Here is an 18,796-nt window from a genome sequence, read left to right as displayed (position 1 = left end):
GGGAGCCTTAGTTTTAGTTATCTACTTTCAATACAGCAAGAAACGCTTCCTGAGGCACCTCGACATTGCCTAGCTGCTTCATACGTTTTTTACCTTCCTTCTGCTTCTGAAGCAGTTTCTTCTTCCGGCTGACGTCACCGCCGTAACACTTTGCCGTGACGTTCTTACGCAGCGCTTTGACTGTTACCCGCGATACCACCTGGGTACCGATGGCAGCCTGGATGGCGATATCAAACATTTGCCTGGGGATCAGCTCTTTCATCTTTTCGATTAACTGACGACCCTTACGATGGGCCAGATCCTTGTGCACGATCAGCGCCAGTGCATCGACCCGCTCTGCGTTAATCAACACATCCAGCCGCACCAGATTCGCGGGCTGGAACCGGACAAAGTGATAATCCAGAGACGCAAAGCCTCGACTGGCAGACTTGATCTTGTCGAAGAAATCCATGACCACCTCCGCCATCGGCAACTCGTAAGTGAGCTGAACCTGCGACGACATAAAGTGCATATTCTTCTGAACGCCTCGCTTTTCCTCACACAGAGCGATCACGTTACCCAGATGCTCCTGCGGCACCAGGATATTGGCCTCGACAATGGGCTCACGCATCTCTTCGATGGAACCAATATCCGGAAGCCGCGACGGGTTGTCCACCGACAGCGTCTCATGCTGTTTCGTGAGCACTTCATAGATGACCGTGGGCGCGGTGGTAATCAGATCGATGTCGTATTCCCGCTCCAGCCGCTCCTGAATGATCTCCATGTGTAGCATGCCCAGGAAACCACAGCGGAATCCGAACCCGAGCGCATCCGAGTTTTCCGGCTCGAAGAACAGAGATGCGTCGTTCAGGGTCAGCTTTTCCAGGGCATCGCGGAAATCGTCGTAATCGTCTGCACTGACCGGGAACAGGCCGGCATACACCTGGGGCTGCACTTTCTTGAAGCCCGGCAGCATCGGTGTTTCGTCGGCGTATTTCTGGTGCACAATGGTGTCACCCACCGGCGCGCCGTGGATGTCTTTGATACCGGCCACGACAAACCCGACATCACCGGCTTCCAGAATATTAGTGTCGGTTGGTTTGGGATTGAAGATGCCAACCTTGTCGGCGTTCCAGGCTTTCATGGTGGACTTGATGACGATCTTGTCACCCTTGCGAAGCACCCCTTCGGTAACCCGCACCAGAGACACCACACCCAGGTAGTTATCAAACCAGGAGTCAATGATCAGCGCCTGCAGCGGCGCGCTGCGATCGCCCTTGGGGGGCGGAATCTTCTTGATGAGATCCTCTAGCACGTCCTCCACCCCCAGACCGCTCTTGGCACTGCAGCGCACGGCATCCTGGGCCTCGATTCCGATAATGTCTTCGATTTCAGCCGCAACCCGCTCTGGCTCGGCCTGAGGCAGGTCCATTTTATTCAGCACCGGCACCACTTCCAGGCCCTGCTCCAGAGCGGTGTAGCAGTTGGCTACCGACTGGGCTTCAACACCCTGACCCGCATCCACCACCAGCAGCGCACCTTCGCAGGCATACAGGGAGCGTGACACTTCGTAGGAAAAATCGACGTGGCCGGGCGTGTCGATAAAATTCAGTTTGTAGGTTTCACCATCTTTCGCCGTGTAGTTGAGCGTTACGCTCTGAGCTTTGATGGTTATGCCCCGTTCCCGCTCCAGATCCATGGAATCGAGTACTTGCTCGGCCATTTCACGCTCTGTCAGGCCACCGCAGATCTGGATAAAACGATCCGCCAGAGTGGATTTACCGTGGTCGATGTGGGCGATGATGGAAAAGTTACGGATTCGGCTCAGTTCAGTCACAGACAATGATTACTCATAAAAGACGTAGGATTGAGCCCGGAATGGCCGCTACCGAATCCGGGAACGGCGTGATTTTACCGGTTACCGGCCGCCATTGCCATGATCAGGAAATAAGCGGCTTCTCGTACTGACGGATCAGGAACCCGATCAGGGCATCTTCATCCAGCGGGTAGCTGAATAAATTACCCTGACATTGGGCGCAACCGGCGGATTTCAGGAAGCTCAGCTGCTGCAAAGTTTCGACACCTTCAGCCACCACGGTCAGATGGAGTTTTTTAGCCAGAGCGATTACCGCAGACGCCACATCAGTCGCGCTGACGTTGTAGGGAATGTCACGAATAAATCGGTGATCGATTTTAATCACATCGAGCGGCAGCTGCTGCAACGCCACCAACGAACAGGAGCCGGTGCCAAAATCGTCCAGGATCAGGCACACCCCGAGATCGTTCAGCGACACCAACAGCTCCCGCAACAGACGCGGATCTTCATTCAGCAATTCAGCCGGCATTTCCAGCTCGATACGCTCCGGCGACACCCCGGTTTCAGTAATCACCTGGCGAACCATGTCGAGAAAACCGGCGTCCGTCAGCTGACGGACCGACAGGTTCACGGCCATCTTCAACGACTCAAAGCCAGCCCGCTCAAGCGCCTGCACCTGAATACAAGCCTGCCGTAACGCCCATTCGCCCAAGCGGATGATCAGACCGGTCTCTTCCGCAAGGTGGATAAATTGCTGGGCCGAAACCAGTCCCTTCTCCGGATGATGCCAGCGCAGGAATGCCTCAACACCGATCACCCGCTGACTGGCCAGATCAATTTTAGGCTGGTAATGCAGCACAAACCGGTCGCCATCCAGTGCTGTGGCCAGCTCTTCCTGCTGCAACAATCGACGCGCTGCCTTGATGTTCATTGCCGGCGTGAAGAACTGGTAGGTGTTACGGCCAACTTCTTTGGCACGATACATCGCCAGATCGGCATACTTCATCAGGGCACCGGCATCCTCACTATCATGAGGAATCATGGTGATACCGATACTTACGGTAATCCCTACCTCATGATCATTAAGGCGGATGCGCTGGCACAGCCGGCGCAGAATAGTTTCAGCCACTTTGGTGGCCGCATCGGGACCGCTGATCTGTGACAGCAGCACCACAAACTCGTCCCCCCCAAGCCGGGCCACCGAGTCTTCCTCACGCACGCAGCCTTCCAGCCAACTCGCTACCTGTTGCAGCAACTCGTCGCCAGCATCGTGGCCCAACGTGTCATTAATGCGTTTGAACCCGTCCAGATCGAGAAACATCAGTGCCGCCGGCTCGCCACTGCGGCGGCATCGGCGCACGACATGATTAAGCCTGTCCCGGAACAACTGGCGATTGGCCAGTCCGGTCAGCGGATCGTAGAAAGCCAGCCGATGCAATTCCGACTGGGCGGCTTTGAGCTGGGTAAGATCCCGGAGGCTCAACACCACACCATTGACCCCGGGCACCTTCAACATCGCGGTAAACGTGCCTTCCATATCCCGCCACTGCTGCCCGGCATCGCGAATGCGCGCACGCACCACCGGCATCTGTTTACCGGGTGCCCGGATGGCTTCGCCAAAACCGCGCTTTAAAGAAATCCAGTCATCCTGATGAACCAGCCTCTCAAACTCCAGCGTATCCACCTTGTCCGGATCAAACCCAAGTATGTCGCGGCTTGAAGGGCTGGCATACAAAGGGACTCCGTGGCGATCCATCACCAGCGTCACACTGGCCGCGCCCTCGGTGATCGCCCGGTACCGCCCGGCACTGATCTGGGCAATCAGCCTGGAGCGGATGAGGGCTAACACAAACAGGCACAGCAGCAAGCTGATCAACAGCCCGGAGCCGAGCACGATAGGCGGCCTCGGGTCAGCCGCGAGAAAATCGAATGCAGGCGTGGATCGTGTCTGTAATAGCCAGTCACGGCCACCATGAGAGATGGTCTGGCTCATCTCGAAACTGAATTCGTTATCCAGCGACCCCAGATTTGAGCCATACATCAGGGTATCCCGGCCGATCACGCCACTGTCGTAGATCCGGACATCCAGAAAGGGTGAAATCAAACCCACGATGCCATCAATCAGGTTATTCATCCGGAAGGCACTAAACACATAACCGGTCAGCATCATGCGTCGCTCCGCACGAATTTCCGGCACCTCACCTCCCTGATAGACCGGGTAATACATCAAAAATCCAGCCTGGTCCTCAGCAAGCGCCTCCTGCACCAAAACGACACTGCCGGTGACGGTTGGCACCGCATCATCACGTGCCTTCTCCATGGCTTTGCGGTGGACTGGATCACTGAACGCATCATAGCCCAGCGCTTGCCGGTTTCGATGGGTGCCCGGCTCCAGATAGACCATCGGGTAATAGTAAGGGCCGGCGCCAAGCGGCTTCACCAGATAGTTGTAGACCCCTTCACCCCGAACCGAGGCAATATGGTCGGCCATATCGCGCACGCCGATCCGCTGCACAAATCCTATACCCTGGATTCCAGGGTAATAGCGATCAATATCGATTTTATCAACATATTCCCGCCACTCATCCCGAGTAACTGCACCGGCCACCGAAAACAAGCCAGAGCTACCGGCCAGAACCTGTTCGTAGTTGAGCAGGCGCTCTTCGATGGCGGTTTTGAGCTGCAAGGACTGGGTTCGGAAATGCGCTTCAGTGCGGTCTTCCACCAGACGAATGGACACCTGCCAAAGCAGCACCGTCGCCACCGCGGCCACCAGAAACACCAACCAGGCAATCCAGGCATAGCGGAATTGAAGCAGTTTACGGAGGGGCAATTCCTTGTTGGTTGTCATCGCTACGGTCCGTTCCATGACCCATGGTTATTGTAAATTTCAACGAGTATAGCAAAAGCCCCCGGGCATGTCGTCACAGGTACCAGGGGCTTCAAACTCGGCACTGTCACTGAGTTCAGGGCTTCATGACCAGGTAGATGGCACGTCCCTGGCGGACAATTCTGACCGATACTGCACGGTTGGATGGCAGCTTGCCTGTCGCCTTCCTGAAATCTTCCACCGAGCGCACTTGGTCGCGATTGATTTCGGTAATTATATCCTGTGGCCGAATCCCTGCTTCGGCTGCCGGCCCCGGCCCGGTGCGAGTAACCAGAACCCCACCCTGGACTCCGGCGGCACTGGCCATGTCAGAGGTCAGGGGTTCTACAGCCAGTCCCAGCGAATCCTGGGGCGGTGCGCCGCTGTCACCCACCTCTGGCGCAGACTCTGCCTCACCGTCTTCCGGCAAACGTCCGATGGTTACATCCAGGCTGACCTCCCGGCCACCGCGCAATACCGTTAAACGAGCCGACTCGCCCACTGGCGTTCTTCCGACCAGCGGCGGCAGATCCGACGACAACCTAACCGGATCACTGTTGTACTCAAGCACAATATCGCCAGACTGCAGTCCGCCCTGTTGCGCTGGTGAACCCTGCATCACTTCCGCAATCAAGGCGCCTCTTGGGCGTTTGAGCCCGAAAGATTCCGCGAGATCCCGATTGACTTCCTGAATCAGAACGCCCAACCAGCCTCTGGCCACGCTGCCTTTATCGCGAAGCTGCTTGAAGACATTCATCGCATCATCGATCGGAATCGCGAAGGAAACCCCCATGAAACCACCGGAGCGCGTGTATATCTGGGAGTTGATACCCACCACATCGCCGTCAAGGTTGAACAAAGGGCCACCGGAGTTTCCCGGGTTGATTGCAACATCGGTCTGGATGAACGGAACATAGTTCTCGGAAGGCAATGACCGCCCCAGCGCACTGACAATGCCGGCGGTGACGGTGTAATCAAATCCGAACGGCGAGCCAATGGCAAAAACCCATTCCCCCACCCTCAGATCGCGGGAACTACCCACCTTCACAACCGGCAGGTCTTCGGCATTTTCGATCTTCAGCACGGCCATGTCTGAACGGGGGTCCGTGCCGACGATGGTGGCCTGAAATTCCCGACGGTCGTTCAACCTTACGATGACCTCATCAGCGCCTTCGACAACGTGATTATTGGTCAGTACATAGCCGTCGGTGGAAACAATAAAGCCAGAACCCATGGATCGCTGAGGCTGCAGCTGCCGGGGAGATTCACCAAACGGAGACTGGGGACCACTGAAAAAATCCTGAAGAAACGGCGGTAATTGTTCCAGCTGTCGCTCATCAAACGGCAGGCCCTGGAAGCGCGAGCCCTCGCTGGTGGGCTCACTGGTGGTGCTGATGTTAACGACGGCACTGGAGTTTTCTTCGACCAACTCGGTAAAGTCTGGCAATCCGCGCGCCTGAACGGACTGGCTCCAGAACACGGACACCAGGACAGACACCAGCAACAGAGCAGCCCAGCACTTCCCGGTTTGCTGAGCCGGAGCAACCCGGATGACCGCTGCATTTATTCTCGACATGTGGAGTTCCCCTGCTTTTGCTTGACATCAAGCGGTGATTTTGGGATCAGACCACCGTTTTTCAACTTACCAAACGGTAGGGCTCAAAGACACGTAACGGAATAGCTGGAGTTCACTCTCAACATCCGCGGCCGGTAACGGTCTCCTTTGCCGGATTGCCAACGTCGTGCCCACCAAAACCCGAGACCCAGACCGACCAGTGCCCCTGAGATGGCCACAGCGTCGGTACCGCCAAACCAGCGATGACTGGCGATACTTGCCACTACCATAAGTACGAGGGGAAGGCCGTAAACGGCCAGCGAGGCAGTCAGCAAAGACTGCTCGTCGATACCAATTAGCACTTCATCACCAACCTTGGCGCCCGCTGTATTGGCGACCAGCACCTGGTTGGCGCGCCCCCCGGACACTTTTGCCAGCGCTCGCTGACCACAACCGGACCGGGCAGAACAGCTCTGACAGGCACTGGCGCGAATAGTTTGCACCCACGCATTGTCATCCTTCAAAGCCACCACTTTACCGGTTTCGGTAATCATTGCCCTGACAACTCCAGCGCCAGAACATCATCAATTTCTACCGCATCCGCTACCTTGCGTGCTGTGCGGGGGGGGATTTCACCAACAACAGCCACCAGGAACGGCCGTTCCGCTACAGACATCTCACGAAGGTAAATAGTGGTCGCGCCTACGCGAGAGGCACCTGTCGGCATTTTCAAACTGCCGACAGGCTCAACGAACACCGAAAAAGTAGCCAGACCATCGGAAAAAGCTACCGCTTTGCCTTTGCCTGAGCTGGGAGACGCGGCCGGGGCAAATCCTTCCGGCCGCCAGTTGAGCGTCCAGCCATTCATCCGGTTGACCGTCGATTGTTTGGGGTTGTTTGCCGGCAATATCCGGGTAATTTCATGTCCTTGGGTCTGAACTTCCAGCTCTTCATCGGCAATGTCATCGGTAATCTCGAGGCTGACAAACTGAAAATGCTCCAGTACTTCGCCGTCAGCATCGCGCACATGGCTCTTGACCAACAAACCGGAGTCTTTTTCAAGCCACAACCGATGGCTGTAGCGGTCCTTATCCCGAGCAGTCAATGCAATGGTTATGACGTCGTAGCCGGCTACCCGATCCTCGCCCACCAGTTGCGGATGATACCAGTCGCCGAACGGCATCAGCTGACTGGTAAACGTCTCCGCAAACGGACCGGACGGTATCACCTCGTCCAGCCGTATGCGGCCGCGATCCGGCAACACACAAACGACGTTCATGCCTTTTCGGACAAATTCGCCGCTGCCGCCATCCTGCATGACCAGACGTTCCTCTACCTGGTCATTCCGAAAACGATGGGCAATTTGCATGGAATGCACGCGATCGCCACGGGCGTAGACAAACACACCGCGATACGAAGTCATATTCAACGCGGGACCCAGGCGTTCCAGCCAGGCCATCGCCGTCGCACTGTCACTGGCGCCCCGGGAAGCGTCCTCAGCGGAAGGTTGCGCGTGAACCGACAGCGCCAGCAGTCCCAGCAAAAGGCCCGCCAGAGCCTGCCTGACACTGACGACTGCACTGCTCACCGAAAACCTCATCACTTAACCCCCAAGCTCAGTAACCACCGCTGGCGCTGACCAGCCGGGCGTATCCCACAGAGCCGCGGCCGGCGCCAACACTGTTATGCTGAGCGTGCTCGAGCAAATACTGACGCATTTGCTGTAGTTGCTCTTCATCCAGCCCCTGTAATGCGACTTCCTCGACCGACGCCGACAGCGCAAAGGCCTGGTCATCGACGGGCTCCGTCATCGCAATCGATGCGGATGGCTCAACCGTTTGCGAATCCCAACCGGCACCGGCTCCGAAACCAACCACCAAAGCCATCACCACCATCGCGGCGACCGGCCATCGCCAATGGGAACCAGCCGATGCCTTAACATTATCGCCGGGCAGTTCGGGGCGGGCGTGTCCATCAAGGGCCTCGCGCACCGCCACGGCAACATCGACAGAATCGGCCGGGCCGTGATTCTCATGCATCAGATCACGAACCTGCTGCCAACGTTGCCACTGCCCTCTGACTTCATCCTGATCGCCATGGGACAGCAGTCGACGAACAGACAGTTCATCGGCTTCGTCGTCCATCATGGCTGATAGGGTTTCTCTGAGACGTTCATCCATCGGATGCAACCTCATTTACGTCACTGAATGATTAAGCAAGGGACCCAACTGGCGGTCCACCGCATCCCGAGCCCTGAAAATCCGGGACCTAACTGTCCCGATCGGACACTCGAGAATCCGGGCGATATCCTCGTAGCTCAAACCGTCGTATTCCCTGAGCAAAAATGCGGAGCGAAGTTCCTCTGGTAGTGCGGATATCGCTACCGACAAAGCTTTTTGCAGCTGATCTCGCTGCAACAATCGCTCTGGTGAGGCCACATCGCGAAGCCGACTGCCATCATCAAAATTTTCGGCATCGGCCACATCCGCCGAGCCCTGAGGTCGGCGACTACGGGCCTCAAGAAAGTTCTTGGCGGTGTTAACGGCAATCCGGTAAAGCCAGGTGTAAAAGGCACTGTCACCACGAAACCGATCGATCGCCCGGAACGCCTTGATGAAGGTTTCCTGACTCAAGTCCATTACTTCCTGGCTGTCGTAAACGTATCGGCTGATGATTGACGCTACCCGGGACTGATATTTGACCACCAGAAGGTCAAAGGCCGCGCGCTCGCCATTGCGAACTTTGCGCACCAATTGCAGATCCGTCTGGCTGTCGGCCTGCTCACCCGGTTTCCAGTCATTATCAGGAGTCATGGACGAAGTAACAGAATGTCCTGTCTTTTTGGCCGGCTGAGCGGCCTTGATGAGATGCGCTTGTGTCATTCGGCTCTTCCGGCGTTCGTTCATGAACCCACGTTCGGGACAGCAACCAGCAGGTGACTCGTCCGTCAGGCCAAATAGACAGCAGGCGAAAAGTTTAGTTCAATACACTTCCACATTATGGCCCGCGATACCGACTCAATGCCACAATCCTACGAATACGATGTCCTGATTATCGGCAGCGGCGCTGCCGGCCTCACAGTTGCTTTGAACTTGCCTGAACATCTGCGAGTGTGTGTGATCAGCAAAGCGGAAATCAGCTCCGGCGCCACACTCTGGGCTCAGGGCGGCATCGCCGCTGTGCTGGACGACACCGACTCCGTTGAAAACCACATTCAGGATACCCTAAGCGCCGGTGGCGGGCTGTGCCATGAGGACGCGGTGCGTTTCACCGTGGAACATAGCAAAGAAAGCATTGAGTGGCTGATTGCCTCCGGCGTGGCCTTCACACGGCAAGAAGACAACGAGCACTACCATCTGACCCGCGAAGGCGGTCACAGCCATCGACGCATCATTCACGCGGCTGACGCCACCGGTCACGCAGTCTCAACGACCCTGACCAGTCAGGCCATCGCCCGTCCGAATATTGACCTGAAATCAGGACGGGTTGCCGTCGACGTCATCACAAACCGGAAACTGGCGCTGCCGGGCAACCGGTGTGTCGGTGCTTACATCCTCAATCTCGAGGACAACCATGTTGAGCTGTTCCGGGCCCGGTTTACCGTGCTTGCTACCGGCGGTGCATCCAAGGCTTATCGCTACACCACCAACCCGGACGGTGCCTCCGGCGACGGCATTGCCATGGCCTGGCGAGCCGGCTGCCGGGTGGCCAATATGGAGTTCAACCAGTTCCACCCCACCTGCCTGTACCACCCCCACGCCAAGTCGTTTCTGATTACCGAAGCGGTGCGCGGCGAAGGTGGCCTGCTCAAGTTGCCCGATGGCAGCCGATTTATGGATCGCTTCGACGAACGCGCTGAACTGGCCCCCCGAGACATCGTGGCCCGCGCCATTGACCATGAAATGAAGCGCCTGGGGGCTGATCATTTGTATCTCGACATCAGTCATAAACCAAGCGACTTCATCAAACATCATTTCCCGACCATTTACGAGAAATGCCTGGAGTTCGGTATCGACATCACCCGCGAACCGATTCCGGTTGTGCCTGCGGCCCATTACACCTGTGGCGGCATCGTCAGCGATGAGCGAGCCAGAACCGACATCAATCAGCTGTACGCCGTTGGCGAAGCCGCTTTCACCGGCCTGCACGGCGCTAACCGCATGGCCAGCAACTCTCTGCTGGAATGTCTGGTTTATGGCCGCGCGGCTGCTCAGGACATCGCTCGCCGTGAGGCTGACATTCCGCCACCGCCACCCGCGCCGGACTGGGATGAAAGCCAGGTCAGGGATTCTGATGAAGACGTCGTCATTTCGCACAACTGGGATGAATTGCGCCACTTCATGTGGGACTATGTCGGCATTGTACGTACCACCAAGCGACTGCAGCGAGCCAAGCACCGGGCGGACCTGCTGTCACGGGAAATTGGCGAGTTTTACAGCAATTATCGGGTTACCAATGACCTGATCGAGCTGCGCAACCTGGTGTCGGTAGCCGATCTGATCATCTGCTCGGCATTGCAACGCAAAGAAAGTCGAGGCCTGCACTACACACTGGACTACCCGGGCCTGATGCACGATGCGCAGGACACCATACTGGTACCTACAACCTATCGCACTCCGTCTCCCTGACCGGGAGGTACTAACCTTTTCAAGGCGAATCACGCTATGCCAGAGACCAACGCTGTAAACGACGAAACCCAATTCCGCCGCCTTTGGTGGCACAGCCGCCGCGGCATGCTGGAGCTGGACGTGCTGTTGCTGCCTTTCCTGGAGGAGGCCTATCGGGGCCTGGACCGCGAGGACCAGGCTCGTTATCAGAAGCTGCTGAGCTGCGAAGACTCCGACATGTTCGAGTGGTTTATGCAGAGAAGCCGGCCGGAAGACCCGGACCTTCAGCGCATGGTTGAGTTGATTCTGAACCGTGTCCAGCCGGATTAACCTGACCCTGTTACCCTCGGGCATCACCGGATGCCTGGCCCTCATGCCATGGCTTGTGCTGGGCGCATTCGCCGCCGGTGCGGCCATGGAAAGTTCCCTCCTGTTACTGGCATTCCTGCCACCCATTTGCCTGCTAGGCTGGCGCAGTTTTCAGAAGCACGGCCTGCTACAGGGTCCGAATGCCGTCATCGCGCTCAGATTTGATCACCCAGGTGTCACATGCCAGTTTCGAGACGGCAGCGAACTGCATTGCCGTATCAGCACCTCCAGCAGCCTTGGCGCTGCCTTTCTGGTTTTGAGACTACAACCTGAAGACACCAGATCCAACGGTATCGTCGTTCTGATAACGGGCAATTCCGGGCCGTTCAGGGCCAACGTTCCAGAGGCCGACTTCCGTCGCCTCCGCATGTGGCTGCGTATCGGCCAGCCATCGGGCACGTCCTGACCTCCATCGATCTCACACGGAGACCAACATGAACAGACAGGATAGCCAACCAGACATCCACGCACAAAACACTCATCCGGAAAGCACCGGTTATGTCGTGCTTGCCAACCAGGTCATCGTTCGTATCAGCGGCCCGGGCACCGACAAGTTCGTTCAGGGCCAGTTCAGCCAGCACGTGGATGAAGTAACCGCCAATCAGTCACTTCGCGCCGCTGCCTGCAACCCGAAAGGCCGAACCTACTGCCTGACACGCCTGGTCAGGGACCAACAGGATCTGCTTATGGATCTCGACGCAGGCCAGGCCGAAGCCACCCTGAATCATCTGCGCAAGTATCTGATGCTGTTCCGGGGCACAACGATGGCTATCGTTGCCTCAGCGCGTATTGTGGGCCTGCTGGGCGAAGCTGCCGCCATTGCCGGCGCCGGCGAAGAGGCCCGGTCGCTGAATCAGGTTGGGCAGACCCTGGCAACCGACTCCGGTGTGCTGATTCGTCTGGAGGACACCGTCTTGCATACCGCCCGATACGAATGGTGGCAACTGGACGGTACGCCCTCACTGCCTGATGACCTGACCGAGTTGTCGATGGACCATTGGCACACGGCCAGTATTCGTGCAGGGGTGCCCTGGCTCACGCCCCAAAGCACAGAAGCGTATGTTCCTCAGATGCTGAACCTTCAGCACCTGCAAGGCGTTCACTTCAAGAAGGGCTGCTACACGGGACAGGAAATTGTCGCCAGAATGCATTTCCTGGGACAGCTCAAGAAAAGTCTGTTTCGCCTTCGCTTCAGCGGCACCGACACGGCGCCGGAAACCGGTACCAGACTGCTGAACGAAAACAAAAGCGTAGGCGAAGTCGTTAATGCCGTCGCTACTGGTAACCAGCACGGCGAACTGCTCGCCGTCATCCGCCACGATGCCCAGCAGGGTCCGTTTGCACTTGAGGGCGACGATAAGGTGACACTTGAACTGCAGGTCCTGCCCTACCCGGTACCGGAACGAGAGCCAACCACACTGGCAGATACATAAGTTGACAGGCAAAACAGGTAAAATTTGCTATAAATTAAGCCACATACCGGTTTACCCAGTGTCCCTCACAGGGGCACCCAGACAAGCGGAACGTTATTGATCATGGCAAACATTGTTGAAACCATTAAGTCGGACCTGACCGAGGCCATTGAAAACGACAAACTGGTGCTCCCGACACTGCCCGAAGTCGCTCTTCAGGTAAGAGATATTGCCGAATCGGAAGACTCGGCGATCATGGACCTGGTCAAAGTCATCAGTAACGACACCGCGTTGTCGGCCAGGATTATCCGGGTGTGCAACAGCCCCCTGTTTCGCGGCAGCCGGGCCATCGAAAACCTGAACATGGCGGTCAGCCGCCTGGGCATGGCCTACACCAGCAATCTGGCCATGGGCCTGGCTATGGAACAGATGTTCCAGGCCACCTCAGACATGGTGGACAAACGTCTGCGGGCGACCTGGCAGACCAGCACAGAAGTGGCCGGCGTCTGCCACGTATTGGCTCAGCACTACACCAAGCTGAAACCAGACCAGGCCACTCTGGCGGGCCTGGTGCACTTGATTGGCGTGTTGCCGATTTTGCGATATGTCGAAGATCAGGATATCCAGATCAGCAGCATCATGCTCGACAACGTGATTGAGCATTTGCATCCACGCATTGGCGCCATGATTCTGAAAAAGTGGGATTTCCCGAAAGAACTACAGAACGTGCCACTGGAATACGCCAACTTCCAGCGCGAAGTACCTGCGGCAGACTATGCCGACCTGGTCATGATTGCCAACCTGCAGCTAATTACCGGCACCGACCACCCGTGGAACGAGATGGACTGGACCGGCATCCCCGCGTTCGAGCGCCTGGGTATTGATCCGACTATCGACATGAACGAGGAAGAAGACCTCAACGCCCAGATGGAAGCGGCGATGGCACTGTTGCAGTAATCAGTCTTTCCGATAACGCTCGACAAGCTCTTGCTGCGACGGCAGGGCCCAGTCCACCGGTGACTGGCCCTGCTGTTCAAGCCTTTGATTGGCTTGAGAGAAATGTTGACAACCAAAAAAGCCACGATAGGCGCTTAGCGGGGACGGGTGCGGCCCTTCCAGAACCAGGTGGCGCTTGCGATCAATAATGCGTCCCTTCTTGCGGGCGTAACTACCCCAGAGCAGAAACACCACACCCTGACGATACTGATTGACGGTCTCGATCACCCGGTCCGTAAACGTTTCCCAACCCTTGCCCTGATGGGCGCCAGCATTACTCTGCTCGACCGTCAGCACCGCGTTCAATAGCAACACACCCTGCTCCGCCCAGAGCTGCAGGCAACCATGGTCCGGCGCCGCAATGCCAAGATCCTGCTGAATTTCCTTGAAGATATTAACCAGTGAAGGCGGTGTCGGAACGCCAGGCCGAACTGAAAAACACAGGCCGTGAGCCTGGCCAGGACCGTGATAGGGGTCTTGGCCCAGAATTACCACCTTAACCTGCTCCAGCGGCGTACTGTTCAGGGCATTGAAACAATGCCTCCGTTCCGGAAACAGCGTTTTACCGGCCCGCTCTTCAGCCGCCAGAAACTCCGCCAGTTGCTGCAGATAAGGCTGACGGAACTCATCCGCCAGCCACTCATCCCAGCCACGCCCGGGCTTCAGTTGCTGAGCCAGTAACTGGGCCGGATGCATGTTTTATACGCCCTCAGGCTTCTGTTCGGCCTTGTGCTCCGGGCGCAGGGCCGGGAACAGGATAACGTCGCGGATTGATTGCGAATTGGTCAGCAACATGGCCAGACGGTCGATGCCGATGCCTTCACCAGCGGTCGGCGGCAGACCGTATTCCAGAGCCATCACATAGTCTTCATCGTAAAACATGGCTTCGTCGTCACCGGCGTCTTTCTCGGCTACTTGGGCCTGAAAGCGCTCGGCCTGATCTTCCGCATCGTTCAACTCGGAGAAGCCGTTGGCAATCTCGCGACCACCCACGAAGAATTCGAAACGTTCTGTCACGAACGGATCGCTGTCCTTGCAGCGAGCCAGCGGAGAAATCTCTTTCGGGTATTCGGTAATGAACGTGGGTTGCATCAGGCGATGCTCGGCAGTGGCCTCAAAGATCTCGATCTGTATCTTGCCCAGGCCCCAGGTATTCTTGATATGAATACCCAAGCCTTTGGCCAGCTCACGGGCGCTGTCATAATCCGCCAACGACTCCCGGCTGATGTCCGGGTTGTAGCGCAAAATGGCATCCACCACGGTCAGGCGCTCGAACGGCTTACCAAAATCGTACTCAATGGTTTCTTCGGTACCGTCTTTCAGCACCCGGGTATTGGTGACCGTGGTGGTGCCCAGTACTTTTTGTGCAATAGTGCGCAGCATGTCTTCGGTCAAGTCCATGAGGTCGTTGTAATCGGCGTACGCCTGATAGAACTCGACCATGGTGAACTCTGGGTTATGCCGGGTGGACAGCCCTTCGTTGCGGAAGTTGCGGTTAATCTCGAAAACCCGTTCAAGGCCACCTACCACCAGGCGCTTGAGAAACAGTTCCGGAGCAATTCGCAGGTACATATCGATACCCAACGCATTGTGATGGGTCACGAACGGCCGAGCAGTGGCGCCACCGGGGATCACCTGCAGCATGGGGGTTTCCACCTCCATGTAGTCACGCTCGGTGAAGTACTGACGCATGACACTAATAATTTTCGAGCGGGCATAGAACACCCGACGGCTATCTTCGTTCACCATCAGATCGACATACCGATGACGATAACGCGCCTCAGTGTCGGTCAGACCTTTGTGTTTCTCGGGCAGCGGACGCAATGACTTGGTGAGCAGTGTGTACTCGTCCATGGACACATACAGGTCGCCCTTGCCGGATTTGCACAGGATGCCACGCACGCCCACGATGTCACCCAGATCCCAGTGCCTGGTGTCTTTCTGGACATCCTTGGAGGCGTAGATCTGGATGCGACCAGTCATGTCCTGAACCACCTTGAACGCCTTGCGGTCTAGCATCATGCGGCCGGCAATGGCCACCTCGATCCCCATCGCCTCCAGCTCTTCCTTGGAGTTGTCACCGTATTCTTCCTGCAACTCAGCCGCAGTGGCATCGCGACGGAAGTCATTCGGGAACGGATTGCCCTGCTCGCGCAGTGCCGCCAGCTTGGCTCGGCGCTCGACAATCAGCTTGTTATCCTCGGGCTGTGCGGCGTTCTGGGTGTGTTCAGTCATGTTGGCTCACTAAGAAGTCGGGGGTTGTCCGGATCGGGTTGAGTGGCGCTGATTACAGCGCCATCTTCAGACTGGCTTCAATAAACTTGTCGATGTCACCATCGAGCACCGACTGGGTGTTGCTGGTCTCCACTTTGGTGCGAAGATCTTTGATTCGGCTGTCATCCAGCACGTATGACCGGATCTGGCTGCCCCAGCCGATGTCAGACTTGGCGTCTTCCTGCTTCTGCTTCTCGGCATTACGCATCTGCATTTCGCGATCAAACAGCTTGGCCTTCAGCTGTTTCATGGCAAAATCCCTGTTCTGGTGCTGGCTTCGGCCAGCCTGACAGGCGACCACAATCCCGGTCGGGTTGTGCGTCAGCCGTACCGCAGATTCGGTCCGGTTGACGTGCTGACCACCGGCACCGGAGGCGCGGTATACGTCAACCCGGAGATCGGCCGGGTTAATTTCAATCTCAAAACTGTCGTCCACCTCCGGAGATATAAACACCGAGGAAAAGGAAGTGTGACGACGGTTGCCGGAATCGTACGGCGATTTGCGTACCAGACGATGAACACCAGTTTCGGTGCGCAGCCAGCCGTAGGCGTAGTCGCCCTGGACGTGAATGGTGGCGCTTTTAATGCCCGCCACTTCGCCTTCCTGCAACTCAACGATTTCGGCTTTGAAACCACGGCGCTCAGCCCAGCGCAGGTACATACGCAACAGCATGTTGGCCCAGTCCTGAGCTTCGGTCCCGCCGGAGCCGGCCTGGATATCCAGATAGGCGTTATTGGGGTCCATCTCACCCGAGAACATGCGGCGGAACTCGAGTTTCTCGAGCTCTTTATCGAGGCTTTCAATATCGGCCACGATTTCCTCGACGGTGCCTTCGTCGTCTTCTTCGACGGCCATATCGAGCAGGCTTTCGGCATCGCCCAGACCACTGGTCAGGTTATCGATGGTCCGGACAATCAGCTCAAGATCCGAACGCTCCTTACCCAGTGCCTGAGCGCGCTCGGGATCTTCCCATACTTTCGGCATCTCGAGCTCACGTTCTACTTCGACCAGGCGCTCACTACGCTGATCGTAGTCAAAGATACCCCCTCAGCGCTTCAGTGCGCTCACGAAGCTCTTTGATCTTCACCACAATGGGATTAACTTCCATGAAATCTTGTCTCGCTTTTGGAAAAGGATGCGATAAAAACAGAGGCAGAATTCTACCGGAATTTGCTGGCTAAATCAGCTGAGAGGCTCCAGATAATCCACCAACAACTGCAGATTGGTCCGTCCCCGAAAGGTATTCGCATCTGGCTTATAAACCACCCGCGCACCAGACTGCGTGTAGTCCGGCACTTCCGGCCCGGTATTAAAAGCAATGCCGTCAATAATGCCCCCACCTTCCATCGGCTGCAGCACCAGCTTCAGATGGTTCTCACCCACCACCCGCTGGCTAACCACCCGGAATTCGCCATCAAAAACCGGCTCTGGAAAATGCTGTCCCCAAGGACCTCCGCGCCTCAGTAGGTAGGCGGTATCCAGGCTGAGTTCGTTTAGCGTCAGCGGGCCGTCGGTCACGATCGCCGCTTCAAGATCCTGCGCGGTCAAAGTAGCCCGCACAGCCTGGTCAAACGCCTGACTGAAGGCTTCCAGATCGGCACGGGCGATGGTCATGCCCGCCGCCATGGCGTGGCCGCCGTACTTTTTCATCAGGCCCGGGTTTTTGGCGTCGACCACCGCCAACGCATCGCGAATATGCAGACCGGGTATGGAGCGGGCAGAGCCTTTTAGGTGCTCACCGTCGTCGTCTGGCGCGAAGGCAATGGTTGGGCGATGGGTCTGTTCGCGGATACGGGCCGCTAGAATGCCAATCACACCCTGATGCCAGTCCTGATCAAACAACGCCAGCCCCCAGGGCAGGCCCTCGATGTCTAGTGACATGGACGCCAGCAGTTCCTGGGCCTGGTGCTTCATGTCTTTTTCAATGGTACGGCGTTCACGATTAAAGTTATCGAGCTCCCGGGCCAGACGCATGGCCTCGTCATGACTGTCGGCCAGCAGACAGGCGATGCCGATGCTCATGTCGTCCAGGCGGCCAGCGGCGTTCAGGCGCGGGCCGACGACAAAACCGAGATCGGTGGAACTGATTTGGGTGTAATCGCGACCGGCCACTTCCAGTAACGCCAGTATGCCTGGACGGGCTTCGCCTTTGCGGATGCGGCGAATACCCTGCTCAACAAAAATCCGGTTATTGTGGTCCAGCGGCACCACATCGGCCACCGTACCCAGAGCGACCAGGTCCAGCAAGCTGCCCAGATTGGGCTCTGGGTTTGGCAACAGATTGTTGTCGCGCAGGTGCTTGCGCAGCGCCGTCAGCACATAGAACATCACACCCACGCCGGCCGCGTTCTTGCTCAGGAACGGACAGCCAGGCTGGTTAGGGTTGACGATGGCATCAGCATCCGGCAATTCCTCACCGGCAAGGTGGTGGTCAGTGACCACCACCTTGATGCCCAGCGCCCGGGCGGCGCGTACGCCTTCGATGGCAGAGATGCCGTTGTCGACAGTCACCAGTAGATCAGGTAAATCACCGTCGTCCTGCAGTCGATGGATAATGCCCGGAGTCAGACCATAACCGTCTGAGAAACGGCTGGGCACCCGAAAATCCACTGCCGGAACGCCCAACATAGACAGCCCGAGCATCGCTACCGCGGTGCTGGTGGCCCCGTCGGCATCAAAGTCACCCAGCACCATCACCCGTTGCTTATGAACCACTGCATCGGCCAGCAGTTCGACGGCGCGCTCAATCCCCTGCAACTGCATTGGAGAGGCCAGGTGCTTGAGGGTGTACTGGAGCTGATCTTCAGACTCAACACCCCGAGCCGCATAGAGCCGACGGAGGATGGCTGGGAGACTGTACCCCCAGTCCGGCGTTTCAGCCGGCTGGGAGCGACGCAGGATCTTTTTTGGAGTCATGC

The 18,796-nt window shown here is 57.1% G+C and carries 16 protein-coding genes; 5 read left to right on the top strand and 11 right to left on the bottom strand.

Going from position 1 to position 18,796, the window contains the following annotated elements:
- Positions 1-13: 13 nt before the first annotated feature.
- The 7 genes from lepA to rpoE all read right to left on the bottom strand — a co-directional run bounded on the left by lepA (position 14) and on the right by rpoE (position 9,101).
- The gene (gene lepA, locus C7H08_RS13330) at positions 14-1,816 is read right to left on the bottom strand and encodes a translation elongation factor 4 (protein WP_106672843.1); all 1,803 of its coding nucleotides are present in this window, start codon (positions 1,814-1,816) and stop codon (positions 14-16) included.
- Positions 1,817-1,919: 103 nt separating this feature from the next.
- On the bottom strand, positions 1,920-4,646 hold the full coding sequence (locus tag C7H08_RS13325) for a bifunctional diguanylate cyclase/phosphodiesterase (RefSeq protein ID WP_106672733.1): 2,727 nt from the start codon (positions 4,644-4,646) through the stop codon (positions 1,920-1,922).
- Positions 4,647-4,761: 115 nt separating this feature from the next.
- Entirely contained in the window at positions 4,762-6,240 is a 1,479-nt protein-coding gene (locus tag C7H08_RS13320) for a DegQ family serine endoprotease (protein WP_106672732.1), read from the bottom strand.
- 83 nt (positions 6,241-6,323) lie between these two features.
- On the bottom strand, positions 6,324-6,773 hold the full coding sequence (locus C7H08_RS13315; protein WP_106672731.1) for a SoxR reducing system RseC family protein: 450 nt from the start codon (positions 6,771-6,773) through the stop codon (positions 6,324-6,326).
- Positions 6,770-7,819 (bottom strand): MucB/RseB C-terminal domain-containing protein, encoded by a 1,050-nt coding sequence (locus C7H08_RS13310; RefSeq protein WP_106672730.1) that lies wholly within the window; start codon positions 7,817-7,819, stop codon positions 6,770-6,772. Before C7H08_RS13310 ends, C7H08_RS13315 begins: the two co-directional genes overlap by 4 nt.
- A gap of 16 nt (positions 7,820-7,835) precedes the next feature.
- Positions 7,836-8,399 carry a sigma-E factor negative regulatory protein gene (locus tag C7H08_RS13305; RefSeq protein ID WP_106672729.1) on the bottom strand — a complete coding sequence of 188 codons (564 nt, stop codon included), beginning with the start codon at positions 8,397-8,399 and terminating at the stop codon, positions 7,836-7,838.
- 15 nt (positions 8,400-8,414) lie between these two features.
- A complete protein-coding gene (rpoE, locus tag C7H08_RS13300; protein WP_279303197.1) occupies positions 8,415-9,101 on the bottom strand; it encodes an RNA polymerase sigma factor RpoE in 687 nt (228 codons plus the stop codon).
- A gap of 138 nt (positions 9,102-9,239) precedes the next feature.
- Here rpoE and nadB point away from each other — a divergent pair, with 138 nt between their 5' ends.
- The 5 genes from nadB (at position 9,240) to C7H08_RS13275 (ending at position 13,564) form a co-directional block, all read left to right on the top strand.
- Entirely contained in the window at positions 9,240-10,847 is a 1,608-nt protein-coding gene (gene nadB, locus C7H08_RS13295) for an L-aspartate oxidase (RefSeq protein WP_188445303.1), read from the top strand.
- Between the two features lie 36 nt (positions 10,848-10,883).
- Positions 10,884-11,156 carry an FAD assembly factor SdhE gene (locus C7H08_RS13290; protein WP_106672727.1) on the top strand — a complete coding sequence of 91 codons (273 nt, stop codon included), beginning with the start codon at positions 10,884-10,886 and terminating at the stop codon, positions 11,154-11,156.
- Between the two features lie 43 nt (positions 11,157-11,199).
- Positions 11,200-11,601 (top strand): hypothetical protein, encoded by a 402-nt coding sequence (locus C7H08_RS13285; RefSeq protein ID WP_133169833.1) that lies wholly within the window; start codon positions 11,200-11,202, stop codon positions 11,599-11,601.
- A 28-nt stretch (positions 11,602-11,629) separates the two neighbouring features.
- Positions 11,630-12,628, top strand: a complete 999-nt coding sequence (gene ygfZ, locus C7H08_RS13280) for a CAF17-like 4Fe-4S cluster assembly/insertion protein YgfZ (protein ID WP_106672725.1) — start codon at positions 11,630-11,632, stop codon at positions 12,626-12,628.
- Between the two features lie 102 nt (positions 12,629-12,730).
- Positions 12,731-13,564, top strand: coding sequence for an HDOD domain-containing protein (locus C7H08_RS13275; RefSeq protein ID WP_106672724.1), 834 nt, complete (start codon positions 12,731-12,733; stop codon positions 13,562-13,564).
- On the opposite strand, the gene ung is transcribed toward C7H08_RS13275, so the two are convergent.
- The 4 genes from ung to recJ all read right to left on the bottom strand — a co-directional run bounded on the left by ung (position 13,565) and on the right by recJ (position 18,794).
- On the bottom strand, positions 13,565-14,299 hold the full coding sequence (gene ung, locus C7H08_RS13270) for a uracil-DNA glycosylase (protein ID WP_106672723.1): 735 nt from the start codon (positions 14,297-14,299) through the stop codon (positions 13,565-13,567).
- A gap of 3 nt (positions 14,300-14,302) precedes the next feature.
- A complete protein-coding gene (gene lysS / locus C7H08_RS13265) occupies positions 14,303-15,838 on the bottom strand; it encodes a lysine--tRNA ligase (protein WP_106672722.1) in 1,536 nt (511 codons plus the stop codon).
- 52 nt (positions 15,839-15,890) lie between these two features.
- Positions 15,891-16,986 (bottom strand): peptide chain release factor 2 gene (gene prfB / locus C7H08_RS13260; protein WP_106672721.1). Its coding sequence is split into 2 segments (ribosomal slippage): positions 15,891-16,913 and positions 16,915-16,986, totalling 1,095 coding nucleotides; the frame shifts between segments, so codons are not numbered across the junction.
- 74 nt (positions 16,987-17,060) lie between these two features.
- A complete protein-coding gene (gene recJ, locus C7H08_RS13255) occupies positions 17,061-18,794 on the bottom strand; it encodes a single-stranded-DNA-specific exonuclease RecJ (protein ID WP_106672720.1) in 1,734 nt (577 codons plus the stop codon).
- Positions 18,795-18,796 lie beyond the last annotated feature (2 nt).

It is taken from the genome of Marinobacter halophilus (assembly GCF_003007685.1).
GTDB classification, from domain to species: Bacteria; Pseudomonadota; Gammaproteobacteria; order Pseudomonadales; family Oleiphilaceae; genus Marinobacter; species Marinobacter halophilus.
Note: the sequence above shows the minus strand (reverse complement) of the source record. Positions and strands in the feature narration are given on the sequence as shown.